The sequence below is a fragment of the Paenibacillus rigui genome, assembly GCF_002234615.1.
Lineage (GTDB): Bacteria > Bacillota > Bacilli > Paenibacillales > NBRC-103111 > Paenibacillus_S > Paenibacillus_S rigui.
Genome location: NZ_NMQW01000008.1, coordinates 116,697 through 128,390, shown reverse-complemented (window position 1 = coordinate 128,390; position 11,694 = coordinate 116,697). Strand labels below are relative to the sequence as shown.

The 11,694-nt window shown below is 52.1% G+C and carries 12 protein-coding genes; 3 read left to right on the top strand and 9 right to left on the bottom strand.

Annotated features, from left to right (window positions below):
• Position 1: 1 nt before the first annotated feature.
• From CF651_RS05855 to CF651_RS32185, 7 genes are all read right to left on the bottom strand, one after another.
• Positions 2-763, bottom strand: coding sequence for a metal ABC transporter ATP-binding protein (locus tag CF651_RS05855; RefSeq protein ID WP_094013920.1), 762 nt, complete (start codon positions 761-763; stop codon positions 2-4).
• 30 nt (positions 764-793) lie between these two features.
• A complete protein-coding gene (locus CF651_RS05850) occupies positions 794-1,744 on the bottom strand; it encodes a metal ABC transporter solute-binding protein, Zn/Mn family (RefSeq protein ID WP_094013919.1) in 951 nt (316 codons plus the stop codon).
• Positions 1,745-2,081: 337 nt separating this feature from the next.
• Complete coding sequence (locus CF651_RS05845) at positions 2,082-4,136, bottom strand: peptidoglycan D,D-transpeptidase FtsI family protein (protein WP_094013918.1); 2,055 nt, start codon at positions 4,134-4,136, stop codon at positions 2,082-2,084.
• Between the two features lie 37 nt (positions 4,137-4,173).
• Positions 4,174-4,923 (bottom strand): HAD-IA family hydrolase, encoded by a 750-nt coding sequence (locus tag CF651_RS05840; protein WP_179232699.1) that lies wholly within the window; start codon positions 4,921-4,923, stop codon positions 4,174-4,176.
• A 158-nt stretch (positions 4,924-5,081) separates the two neighbouring features.
• Complete coding sequence (locus CF651_RS05835) at positions 5,082-6,239, bottom strand: transglutaminase domain-containing protein (RefSeq protein WP_425436213.1); 1,158 nt, start codon at positions 6,237-6,239, stop codon at positions 5,082-5,084.
• 46 nt (positions 6,240-6,285) lie between these two features.
• Positions 6,286-6,708, bottom strand: a complete 423-nt coding sequence (locus tag CF651_RS05830) for a hypothetical protein (RefSeq protein WP_094013916.1) — start codon at positions 6,706-6,708, stop codon at positions 6,286-6,288.
• Between the two features lie 119 nt (positions 6,709-6,827).
• Complete coding sequence (locus CF651_RS32185) at positions 6,828-6,980, bottom strand: hypothetical protein (protein WP_179232698.1); 153 nt, start codon at positions 6,978-6,980, stop codon at positions 6,828-6,830.
• 141 nt (positions 6,981-7,121) lie between these two features.
• On the opposite strand from CF651_RS32185, the gene CF651_RS05825 reads away from it, so the two are divergent.
• The gene (locus CF651_RS05825; protein WP_094013915.1) at positions 7,122-8,330 is read left to right on the top strand and encodes an MFS transporter; all 1,209 of its coding nucleotides are present in this window, start codon (positions 7,122-7,124) and stop codon (positions 8,328-8,330) included.
• Between the two features lie 22 nt (positions 8,331-8,352).
• Here CF651_RS05825 and CF651_RS33105 read toward each other — a convergent pair whose 3' ends face one another.
• Positions 8,353-8,484, bottom strand: a complete 132-nt coding sequence (locus CF651_RS33105; protein ID WP_281254446.1) for a hypothetical protein — start codon at positions 8,482-8,484, stop codon at positions 8,353-8,355.
• Positions 8,485-8,557: 73 nt separating this feature from the next.
• Here CF651_RS33105 and CF651_RS05820 point away from each other — a divergent pair, with 73 nt between their 5' ends.
• Positions 8,558-8,659, top strand: a complete 102-nt coding sequence (locus CF651_RS05820) for a dihydroorotate dehydrogenase (RefSeq protein WP_094013914.1) — start codon at positions 8,558-8,560, stop codon at positions 8,657-8,659.
• Positions 8,660-9,138: 479 nt separating this feature from the next.
• The gene (locus CF651_RS05810) at positions 9,139-10,713 is read left to right on the top strand and encodes an S-layer homology domain-containing protein (protein ID WP_094014104.1); all 1,575 of its coding nucleotides are present in this window, start codon (positions 9,139-9,141) and stop codon (positions 10,711-10,713) included.
• A gap of 141 nt (positions 10,714-10,854) precedes the next feature.
• Here the strand turns inward: CF651_RS05810 and CF651_RS05805 are convergent, their stop codons facing one another.
• Entirely contained in the window at positions 10,855-11,640 is a 786-nt protein-coding gene (locus tag CF651_RS05805) for a pirin family protein (RefSeq protein WP_094013912.1), read from the bottom strand.
• Between the last annotated feature and the right edge of the window lie 54 nt (positions 11,641-11,694).

The following is an 11,694-nucleotide window of genomic DNA, read 5'->3' as shown; positions in this document are numbered from 1 at the left end:
TCTATCTCACGATAATCGCATCGTCGTCACGACTGAGCAGCGTCAATCGACCGCCATACGTTTGCTGTAAATTGGATTTTGTAAAAATTTCATCCGTTGGTCCGATCCCCATCAGCTGGACGTTCAGCAGCATCACCCAATCAAAATATTCCTTTACCGTCGACAGGTCGTGATGCACGACCAGTACCGTCTTGCCCTGCCGTTTCAGCTCGCCAAGCAGCGTCACGATCGCCTTTTCCGTTGCCGCGTCCACCCCGACAAACGGTTCATCCATAAAGTACAGCTGCGCATCCTGCGCGAGCGCCCGCGCCAGAAATATTCGCTGCTGCTGTCCGCCTGACAGCTGGCTGATTTGGCGCCCTGCAAAGTCGGCCATGCCGACCTTGTCGAGGCAGGTCATCGCAAGGCTGCGCTCCTTCGCCCCAGGCCGCTTGAACCAGCCCAGATGGCCGTAGCGGCCCATCATGACGACATCCAGAGCGCTAGTCGGGAAGTCCCAATCGACCGATTCCCGCTGCGGCACATACCCCACCAGCTTGCGCTGCTCCTGATACGGCTTGCCGTAGATGCTGACCTCCCCTGTTACACGGGGAATGAGCCCGAGCGCTGCTTTAATCAGTGTCGACTTGCCTGCGCCGTTCGGACCGACAATGCCGATGAGCTTGCCTTCGGGTATTTCAAACCCGATGTCTCGCAGCACCGGTTTTTTTTGATAGGCGACTGTTAAATTTCGAATCGTCAAAGGTATCGTTGACCTGCTCATTGGGGTTCCCCTCCCGAATATTTATTTTATTTATTTCAATGCGTTCACGATCGTATCCACATTATGGCGGACCATCCCGATATAAGTGCCCTCCGGCGTCCCTTCCTTGCCCATCGCATCGGAGAACAGCTCCCCGCCGATCGTCACCTCGTGCCCCTGCTTCTTGGCCCCCTGAATGACCGCTTCGATTGATTTTTTCGGAACGCTGGACTCGACGAACACCGCTTTAATTTTCTGATTGACCAAAAACTCCCTAAGGTCCGTCACGTCCTTCGACCCGTATTCCGATGCCGTACTGATCCCTTGCAGACCCGTAACCTTGATATGGTACCGGTCGCCGAAATAGCCGAATGCATCATGAGCGGTGACCAGCACCCGCTGCGCTTCCGGGATGGAAGCGATTTGCTGCACAGCATAAGCGTCCAGCTCCTGCAGCTGCTTCAAGTAGGCGTCTGCATTTTTGCGGTAATCGGCCGCGTGAGCCGGATCGGCCTTGCTTAACTCATCCCGGATGACTTCCGCTGCAGACATCCAATGCTTTACATTGAACCAAATGTGAGGGTCATGGGAAGCTTCACCGCCCTCCCAGCCCCGAAGCTCGGTTTCAGGGATGTTTCTCGACACGGCAACAGTCGGCTTCTCCTCCGCCATTTTCTCGAAAATTTCTACCATCTTGCCCTCCAGATGAAGTCCGTTGTAGAAAATGATCTGCGCCTGCTCCAGCTTCTTCACATCCCCCTGCGAGGCTTTGTACAAATGCGGGTCCACGCCGGATTTCATAAGCCCCGTCACCTCCACATGCCCGCCTCCCACCTGCTTCACCACATCGAAGATCATACCGATCGTCGTCGTCACCTTCAGCTTTCCGTCCGCCACTGAAGTCTGCTGGCTTTGACCGCATGCGGCAGTTACAACAGCCACCGTCAAAAAAATAAGCGTCAGCCAAAACCGTTTGAATGAGGATACCTGCTTTGCTTTCATTTCGCTCTCCACTCCTTACAAAGCTGTTCTTGTGTTGAAGTCGTTGAACTATCCTATGGTGATGAAAAGTTGTCTTAGTCCTCTTTTTTTGTCCTAGGCAACCTTTGTTTCTCTTGTGACTATATTTTTATATTATACAAATTTGTTTCCTTAGTGCAACATTTATTGTAAAAAAAATGGCCTGCCGCAAAAAAACAGCGCGAGGCTGTACTTTTTGCAGCAGACCATTCATGTAAATTTCAACAAGGTTCTTGCTCCCCTCACCCGCCCGAAGGCTACGTGAGGCTCGAGCATAGCTCCAGAACGTTCGATCGTCGCCCCGGCCGCTGCCTGAACGTTAAGGAGTCGGTGTTCCGGCGGCTTCGCCTTTATTCCCCTTCGGAACTCCGTCCAAGCCGTACTGCTGATCGTAAGCATCGAAAATTTTGCGGGCAATCGGCGCTGCATTCCAAGCCCCGAAGCCGCCCTCCGGCACGACAACTGCGATAGCAAGCTTCGGCTTCTCGGCCGGAGCATAGGCTATGAAGACTGCGTTATCGATCATTTTGCCGCCGACCGACTGTGTAGACGTACCTGTCTTTCGGGCTACCGTATAAGGGAAGCCGTCGAAGCCCTGCACGTTAACCTTCAGCATCCCGCGCTGCACCGTATCCCAGTAGGATTGCGGGAAGGTCGTCTCCTCGAGCACCTCGGGCTGCATCTGCTTCACTGGCTTAAAGTCATACGTCTCGATCTTATCGACGAGCAGCGGCTTCAGCTTCTTGCCCTTGTTCGCCAGTGTTGTCGCATATTGCGCAAGCTGCATCGTCGTGTACTTCTCGTTCTGCCCCCACGAAGCATAAACCATACGGGACTGCAGCGTTTCCTTCGTATTCGTCTTGAACTCGCTGATGCCGGCAAATTCCCTCGGCAGCCCGCTGTTCGTCAAAACGCCTAGGCCGAATTTATTCAAGTAAGACTCCCAAATATCGACCGCCTTGGAGCCGCTCCGCATGTAGAGCGGGTTGCCGATCATCGCCGACATAAACGTGTTCGAGGAATGCCATATCGCATCGGCAGCATTAATGAGCCCGTAAGAGGCGCGGTCGGAGTTGGTCAGCTTGGCGTTGTTGTCCTTCCCGTAACTGAATTCTCCCGTATCGTTATACGTCGTATTGACGGTAAACAAATTTTCGTTTAAACCGATCAGAACGGATAACGGTTTGATAACCGAACCGACATACACAATGGAGGTCGGATGGTTCTTCAGCTCGTCGGACGGATAATCGGGATACGCCGTAGTAATCGTTCCGTTGTTAATAAACGGCTGAATCCGGTTGTAATCCTCGGTCGAAATCCCGCCGCTCCACGTATTCGGATCGTAATCCGGCATGCTGGCCATGGCGACGACTCGCCCTGTGTCGACTTCCATAGCGACCGCATAGCCCGCTCTGGCATTCGGAGCATAGCCGTAGTGCGTCGCTCTCGCCGTAGAAGACTTGGCATAGACCAATTGGTCCATAATGGCCTGCTCAGCTACCTGCTGAACATCCTTATTGATCGTCAGGAACAGATTGTTCCCCTTCTTTGGCGGTTCAATCGTCACTTTACCGATAATTTTCTGGGAAGCGTTGACCGGGTACGTCTTCATCCCGCTTTTTCCACGGAGCTCTTCCTGGTACATCAGCTCGATCCCGTCGTAGCCGACATCCTCCGTATCCAAATAGCCGGTGGTGTTGTCCTTGTTCTTGTAGAAATCCAGCCCGTTCTTAGGCTCTCGCGCGCGAGAGAAAGGACGCATATAACCGATTAGCTGAACGGCAACGTTGTTCGTATCATAGTTGCGGATGCTTTCCTCCATAATCTCAAGCCATTTCAGCTCATCCCGGTTCTCCAAAATATAAGCAATTTCGCCCTTGGATAAGCCGGATTTCAGACGCCGGGGCACGAACGAATAGCTGGGCGATGTCGTCGTCTTCTTCTCAAGATCGTAGCCGACATCCATTTCCTTCATAATATCCGCCGCGGTCAGCTGGGCTTTGGCATTTGATTCTCCATACTGCTTGAACAAAGACTCCAGCTTATAAGCAAGTGCAATGACGTCATCTTTTTTCTGATCGGTTTCCATGCGGAAATAAAGCGACTGGGTCGAGGAGGTGAACGCAATCGGATAGCCGTTCCGGTCAAAAATGTTGCCGCGAATCGGCGCAATCGGGGTATCCCGCTTCGTCGTCAAAGCTTCCTCCGCCTTCAATTGCTTGCCTTCCACAAATTGAAGAATGGCCAGCCGTACAATCAGCACGGAGAACAGAAAAAAAGTGCAAAAGAAAAATAAATTAATGCGCCAAGTATAGTGACGGCGCTTGTTGGCCTCGTGCTTCTGCGGGTCATCCATCGAATGTGACTTTCTCATGATGATTACAGCTCCTTTAAACCTTTACAAAATTCCATCAGTTCCCGGCTCCCTTGTCTTCTTCCAGCAGCTCCCGCAGCGAGTGGATGCCGACGCCGGAATGGTAATCGTAGCGCTTGATTTTGACGGCATCGATGCCCGCCTGATTCGGAGCCCAGATATCATTGCGGTCGTGATCGCCAACGTACAGCACTTCTTCTGCGGACAGACCGGAACGCTCCAGCGCTAGCCGGAAAATCGCCGGGTCCGGCTTCTCGAGCCCTACCTCCGTGGAGACGATGACAGGATCAAAATAATGCAGTATGCCTTTATGCTCAAGAATGGAGGACAAGGTCGGCGCAAAGTTGGATATAATGCCCAGCCGAAGGCCTCTCTCCCGAAACTGCGGCAGGCATGCCGCCACGTCGCTGAACAGCTGGTAATGCTCCGGTCCGGTAAATACATCGTACAGCTCATGGCAGCATGCGTGGATTTGATCCTCCGTCCACTGCTCCTCTCCGGCGCCCAGCTTGTCCAGAATGTAACGGTACAGCTGCATCCAGAAAGCTCTGTCCGATTCCGGCGTACACGCCTCGAACGGGTCGAGCTGCTTGCCGTAATAAAACAATCGGAACGCTTCCGTAAACAGCTCGCCGACCCGCTCCTCTCCGCGGTGCAGCGAACGCGCAGCCAGCACCTGCTGCATAATGATGCGCGATTCCGGTATCGTCACTAAAGTATCCCCAACATCAAAAAAAACGGCCTTATATTGATCAAGCGGTTTTGGTATCCGAATCGATTCGTACATGGAATGGTTACTCCTTTTCCTCTCCCAAGCTCAAAGGTTGCGAAAAATTGCACACATGTAGTAGTTTACCATAACTTCCACCGAAAGAAAAAAGCCGGCATCCCGCGCCTTGCGAGATCTCGGCCTTTCTGCCTGTTTCCGGCATTGGTAAAGCGCTATTACGCTTCCCGAATATGCGTTTCATTAAAATTCGGCGGGTTAAACCAGTTGCCCCCGCTGGCTACCCAGGTTGAATCGAGCGGCACCCAGGCTCCTTTGTCCGTCAAATACACTTCGTTCCACGCATGGGGCCCGTACCCTCCCCGTCCGTCATACCCGAGTCCGGTCACCACCTTGACCTGCAGCCCTACCGAACGGGCCATGACCGCATACAAACGGGAGTAATCAATACAGACTCCCTTCTTGGTAGCAAACGTATCTTCAGGCGTTTGTTCCTTCCAGATGCGCTGCTGCTCGTACAGGTTCACTTTATCCCAGTCGTACTTCACCCGGGTTCCAACCCATGAGTAAAGCAGCTTCGCCTTTTCCTCTTCCGTATTCCCTTTCGCCGTCACTTCCTTGGCCGCCGCTGCAATGTCATTCGGTATATTGGCGTCCAGCACCTCGTATTTCCGCTGAAGAATATTCGTAAATTCTTCTTCCACCGCTCTTGTAAATACCGGCAGCTGATTTGCCAGGAAATCACCGGTAACGGGGCGGATAACGCCCGTAGCCCCTTTTTGATAAAGGCTTGAAGCTTGGATGTACTGTGCCGCTTCCGTCTGAGGAAACAAGGAGGTTACGATAAAAAGCGCCGCTACCAGCATAAGTGCTCTGCCCGCACCCGTCAAGGAGCCGATAACGCCTCCGACGAGGCTGCTGATCACCGATGGCGTCCCGCCGGACTCGCCGCCGCGCCGGATCGCTCCAACCATCAAACCGTCAACCAACGGATCGATAATCCGGTACAGCAGCTGCTTGATCACCGCATAGCCGACAACAAATAAAATTCCGTATCGCAGAAGGGTGAAATCCCGCACCCCTGTTACAGCGGTATAATAAAACTGCTGCCAAAACACTAGCTGCCCGGAGGGAATCTGCAGATTTTGCCGGATTAACCACGCCTGCAGCAGAGGGGACAGCCACGATGCCAGCTTCCAGGCGGACAGCAGGCCCAGCACGGTGGCCAGCCCTTCGGCCACCATCCGCATCAAATGTGTGGCGGACGAGGAAGCACCGCGCAGCAAGCCTTGAAGGATCGACAAGATCAACGTTCCCGCCAACAGTACCGTTACCCAGTTCCATTCGGTTAGTGTATTCCATACCTGCGACGACACAACCTCACCCCCTCTTCTCATTTTTCATGCCATAAATCGCTGTCCTCTACATTTTCGTATTTTTCTTTGCCTGCTCGATCAAACCGTTCAATACATCGTCCACCTTCATGGTAAACGTCTGATTCATGAACGTAACTTTCACTTCACTGGAGCCGGGCTTGCCATCCAGCCGTACGCTCTTCGTCGTCACCGTGAAGGAGCCGTCTGCGTTCTGCTTATACTGCGCCTCTTTCATTTCGCCTGCAACGACTTTAACCGCCTGGCTCTTCACTTCCGCAGTAACGGTCGTTCCAATATCCATCAGCTGGTCCTTGTAGCTGGCCCCGTAAAAGAACAACCCTGCCAGCACCGCCAATACGATAATCCACTTCACAACGGTTTTCACAATTTTAATTACGATAAATAAGACCACGATAGCCGCCACAATCACAAACCATCGTTCCTGCAAAAATGACATGATGAAATCCAACGCTCATCTCTCCCCTTTAAAAGTCCGGTGAATCCATGCGGTGCCTGCGCCTTATCTCGCTATCACAGCCCGCTGCTTATACACCCGCAATCTCTCTGCTATCATACAACAACAGGCACTTATTCTTCATCTCTTTTCTTGCGAAGCGCCGCCAATCTGGACTGGATTTCCTCCGTCCGGTCCTCTTTTCTCGCCCTGCGGTACGTCATGCGAATGCGCATCAGGACGCTAACGACGATAACCGCCAGCACCGCTATGACAAACGGCTCCATATGTTTCCCCGCCTCTCTCCCCTGGCCAACTGTAAAAAATGGTACTAACCCCCGGGCTTGTCACGTAAAAGTAAAGATAAAGGCTTTTGTTCAGGCAAGCCCCTGCTTTCATTATAAGACAAGGCTCGAGGTGAAATCGAATTGAAAACTGCAATTTGGCTTTACTTGTTCATGTTTGTTGCCTTTTTCGACCTGCATGCGCAGTATCCGATCTTGTCTCCGTTCGCGATCTCGTTAGGTGCTGCCCCTTCGTTCATCGGACTCATACTCGGCGTGTACTCCATCACCCATTTACCGGGCAACCTGATTGCCGGCTTCGGCGTCGACCGATACGGCAGCAAGCGATTCATTGTGTTCAGCCTGATTGTAGCAGGTATCGTGCTGTTAGTTCAATCAAAAGTGGACGACCCGTGGGAGCTGCTCATCATTCGCTCGATCAGCGGCTTTGTGTTGGCGTTCTTGTCACCGGCCTGCCTGTCGCTGCTCGCCAAATTGGCCAAAGACAGCGTACAGCAGAGCAAGCTGATGGCAGGCAACGGCTTCGTTCATACGATGGCCTCCGTACTAAGCCCTGCTGCAGGTGCTTTCCTCGTCGCCAAGCTCGGGTTTGTCCAGTCCTTCACGATTCTGGGCTGGATTCTCATTGTGACCGGAATACTGGCCATATTCGGTGTCAAAGAACGGCAGGTGATTCAGGCTGCTGCCGAGCTTTTCCCGAAGGAGCAGGAGACTTTGCCCGCCAATCACCAATCGCTTCACTCGCACGAGCACGGCACGTCAAAAGAGAATCAAAGCAAGGACGCAGCGGATGCGCACGCACAGCGCATTCCATGGCTATTCTTCGGTATTCCGCTGGCCATTTCTTGCTCGCAGGGCATCTTATTTTTCGAGCTTCCCCTGATGAAAGAAACGAGCGGCTCCATTCTTACCTCCGGCATTTTGTTTTCGCTTGTCAGCTTAGGCGCGCTTGTTACGTTAAGCATGCTGTTTCTGAACCGGGTATCCCCCTTCATCCGCACCTCGATGGGAAGCCTGGCCTTGGCCTTCATCTTCTTCGGCATGTCCGTGGAATGGCCGCTGCCCATCCATGTCTCGCTCTTTTTGATCGGCATGGCCAAAGGGGTTATTTTCCCTTCTATCGCCACTTTACTTGCGAGCATCACCAGCTCCAACCGGTATGGACGCGTATTCTCCATCCTGTCCATCTCCTTTTCCGTCGGCGCTTTTATAGGCCCCATTGTTGCCGGGCATATGCGGAGCCATACATCGCCTTATTTCATCGCTTTTCTCTGCCTGATGTCGGCTCTTTCCATCCTCCCGCTGCGCGCCTTCAAGCAGGTGCACGCGTAACCAGGGCCCAGACTACTCCTGCTTATGCGGCGTTAAAATCCGGTGACCCAAGCCCGTGAATTGTGCTGCCTGCACGGCCTTGCCGGATGCTTATGCCGACCCAATGTCCCTCCGTGACAAATGTACCCATTTTCCCGCGGATGGGTGTACGCACAGACCCTTGAGCCCTCTCCACATACTATAAATATTGTCAGATAACAACTGCAACGCGAAAGGAGAGGAATTCAATGGGAGCATGTCATGAAGTCGGTCACGGTGCCTGGACTTCCGTAGGAACCATTCTTGTATTGTTCATCCTTTTGGTTATCGTTTCCCGTGGTTTTATCTAGTTCACCCAGCGAATACCGCCTCCTTTCCGGGATACCGCTGAATAACTGGCGGAGTGGACGGAATCGTTTTGCAGAAGCGTAAGCGTTCGCCTTTGTCCCTGGATTTTGACCGCTATAAGCGGGCTGAAATTGAAAAAATCCGGGGACAACAGAGATCGGAAGAATGATCCGTCCAAGCAGCCGTAACTTTTTCAGCAGCCTCCTTTCCGGGAGGCTTTTTGTGTTGTTTTACAGTTTTTCGGGACAAGCTGGTTCGCCCGGTTCAATCCCGGGTAATGGTTAGTTGGATGAGGATGCGAGTTCACACCTTTGACAAATTTCCCTATTTTTAATTTAAGTATGGAAATGACGGACGTAAAGGAATGAACGTCGTCCGAACATTATGAATGAGATTCTAAATGAAGGAGGTGAATCCATTAATGAACGAGGGGCTTAAAAAAGTAAACCATTCGAACAGAAAAGATAGGAGTGAGCCTTACATGAAGCCAGCTGTCTTCAAAAAAACGGCGCAGGTAACAATCATGATGCTGATCATCTCCGCGCTGCTGCCGGTTCTTGCCTTTGCGGCCACCGGTTTTACGAATGTCGTTTATAAAGACGGCACGGTATCGGGTTCCGTATATTCCGATACGTATAGTGTAAATTCCCAAGTTTATGTTTATGATCCATCAGGCAATAAAATCGGCACTGCGTCTACGGCTACCTACAGCGTGTACAATGATGTCTATACTTATAATTTCTCGCTATCCGGATTGTCCAGTTATGCTTACTTGAAGCTTCTGGAGCAAGTAACCGGCTCGGTATACCATACGGTATACAATACGAGCTCGTCGAATAACAACAATCACAGTGGCGGTGGCGGCGGTGGCGGAGCTATTCCTAGCGGTTCGACCATCAGTGTTTCTTCCGACGGAAGCCTTGACGCCAATACATTGAAAAATGCTTTGGCCAACAACGACGTCGTAGAGCTGAAGCTCAGCGGAGACCTCGTATTGATTCCAGCCAAAGCATTGGTTGACTATGTTAGCGACAAAAACAAAGCATTGAAAATCACGAATGACAAAGGCACTTATTTGTTACCTCTTTATGTATTGAAGCTGGAAGATTTGGCTGGCAAGCTTGGAACAGACGTTGATAATACAACAATTAAAGTATCCATCAGCGCTGCAAGCGATGAGGATGCCAACGGCCTGACAACTGCTGCCTCCGCATTGGGCGGAACCGTAGCAAGCCAAGCAGTTGATTTCAACCTCGCAGCTCTCGGCCCGGACAACAAATCACAAGCTATCGATCTGGGAAGCAACTACCTGAGCCGTACGCTGCCATTGTCCAAATCCGTTAATCCTTCCAAAGCAACTGCAGTCGTATACGATCCTGCAACGAAAAAATTAAGCTTCGTGCCGTCCGTCTTCAACAACACAGACAGCACGAATGAAGTCGTGATTAAACGGAACAGCAACAGCATTTATGCCGTCATCGAGCTGGATAAAAGCTTTGCTGACAGCCAAGGCCACTGGGCTCAAAGCAACATCGAGCTGCTGGCTAACAAGCTTGTTATCGATGGGGTAACGGATACGTCCTTCCAGCCGGAGCGTAACATCACCCGTGCGGAATTCGCAGCATTGGTTGTCCGTGCGCTGGGACTCAACACCGTAACAGGCGGCACTTACTTTAAAGACGTAGACTCCAGCAACTGGTTCTCCGGCGTGGTTGGAGCTGCCGTTACAGCCAAGATCATTGATGGTTACGAAGACAACACCTTCAGACCGGATCAATCGATCACGCGTGAAGAGCTTGCTGCCATGGTCGTTCGCGCTCTGGATTATGCGGGTGCGAAACCGGAAGTATCCTCGGATCGTCAAGCTGAGCTTCTTGGCAAATTCAAAGACGCTAACCAAATCGTCTGGGGTCAGCAAGAAATGGCTGAAGCCATCGAAGCAGGCATTGTAGATGGAATCACGGACAACACGATTGCACCTGCAAGCCAAGCAACACGCGCCCAATCGGCTACAATGCTGAAGCGCTTGTTAACGAAAGCAAATTTCATCAACTAATCGCAAGGTAAGGTATCACTCTTAAGCAAGCAACCACTCTCCAATAAGAACGGCCTGGGCATCGTGCGCCAGGCCGTTTTTTTCAATATTCGAGATGAACGATCCCAGCAGCATCGCTCTGCATGGAAACAGTCCTGCTGCTTATCGTTTCTGGTATAACGGATAATCGACGTTTGTCGGCACTTCGATCAGGATGATGCGAAGCTTGGAATCCGCTGTTAACAGCAGCTCGGCCTCCTCCTCATCCGCTTCGAGCACGGAGAAATCCTTGTTATGGAAGCTGACCGGGGTTACTGTGTTCTTGGTCCGCTCCGACACCGTCCAGGCTCCTCCGTCACCACGGATAGCCAGTGCAGCAAGGCTTTGGCCTGCCTGCAGCATATGCCGGTATGTAAAGCCGGGCAGCAGCTCCACATCCCACATGTTCATGGCTGCCACCAAATCAATGGGCGAACCCTTCCCAATGATTGTTTTGACCGTCATCCCCTCCGATTGGAGCGTCGGGAAGGCCTCGTGCTCGTATTGATTGTAAGTCGGCTTCCGCTGCAGTGCTTCCCGAATCAAAGGCTCAAACCAAATTTGAAATCCTTCGGAATCCGGTCCGACGAACCGCTCGCTGTGCGACACGCCCGATCCTGTCTGCATAACCTGTGCCCCGCCCGCATGCACTACACTTCGCGTTCCCAAAGTATCGGCATGCTCCGCCTGCCCATGTACCATATACGTAATGATTTCAAACGCCTGATGCGGATGCATCGGAATGAAGCCTTCCTCCGGCGCATGAGCCCAAGCCCAGTAAAATAGCGGTCCGATTCGCTTCACGGCCGAGCCTTCGCCGGGAAAGCCAATCGGTTTTTGTTCTGTAATGCTCCCCCCGTCGAAGGCTCCGATCGCTTGCTTTTGAGGCGGGTAGACGGTCATTTTCATCTCGGCTCTCTCCTTATGGCTTTTGCCAGTTCTCGCTTACTTTTATATAGTTAA

Bases quoted from the DNA above. Each gene is read 5' to 3' on its own strand.
- CF651_RS05855 (WP_094013920.1), bottom strand. From the start codon at position 763: ATGAGCAGGTCAACGATACCTTTGACGATTCGAAATTTAACAGTCGCC.
- CF651_RS05850 (WP_094013919.1), bottom strand. From the start codon at position 1,744: ATGAAAGCAAAGCAGGTATCCTCATTCAAACGGTTTTGGCTGACGCTT.
- CF651_RS05845 (WP_094013918.1), bottom strand. From the start codon at position 4,136: ATGAGAAAGTCACATTCGATGGATGACCCGCAGAAGCACGAGGCCAAC.
- CF651_RS05840 (WP_179232699.1), bottom strand. From the start codon at position 4,923: ATGTACGAATCGATTCGGATACCAAAACCGCTTGATCAATATAAGGCC.
- CF651_RS32185 (WP_179232698.1), bottom strand. From the start codon at position 6,980: ATGGAGCCGTTTGTCATAGCGGTGCTGGCGGTTATCGTCGTTAGCGTC.
- CF651_RS05820 (WP_094013914.1), top strand. From the start codon at position 8,558: ATGGGAGCATGTCATGAAGTCGGTCACGGTGCCTGGACTTCCGTAGGA.
- CF651_RS05810 (WP_094014104.1), top strand. From the start codon at position 9,139: ATGAAGCCAGCTGTCTTCAAAAAAACGGCGCAGGTAACAATCATGATG.
- CF651_RS05805 (WP_094013912.1), bottom strand. From the start codon at position 11,640: ATGAAAATGACCGTCTACCCGCCTCAAAAGCAAGCGATCGGAGCCTTC.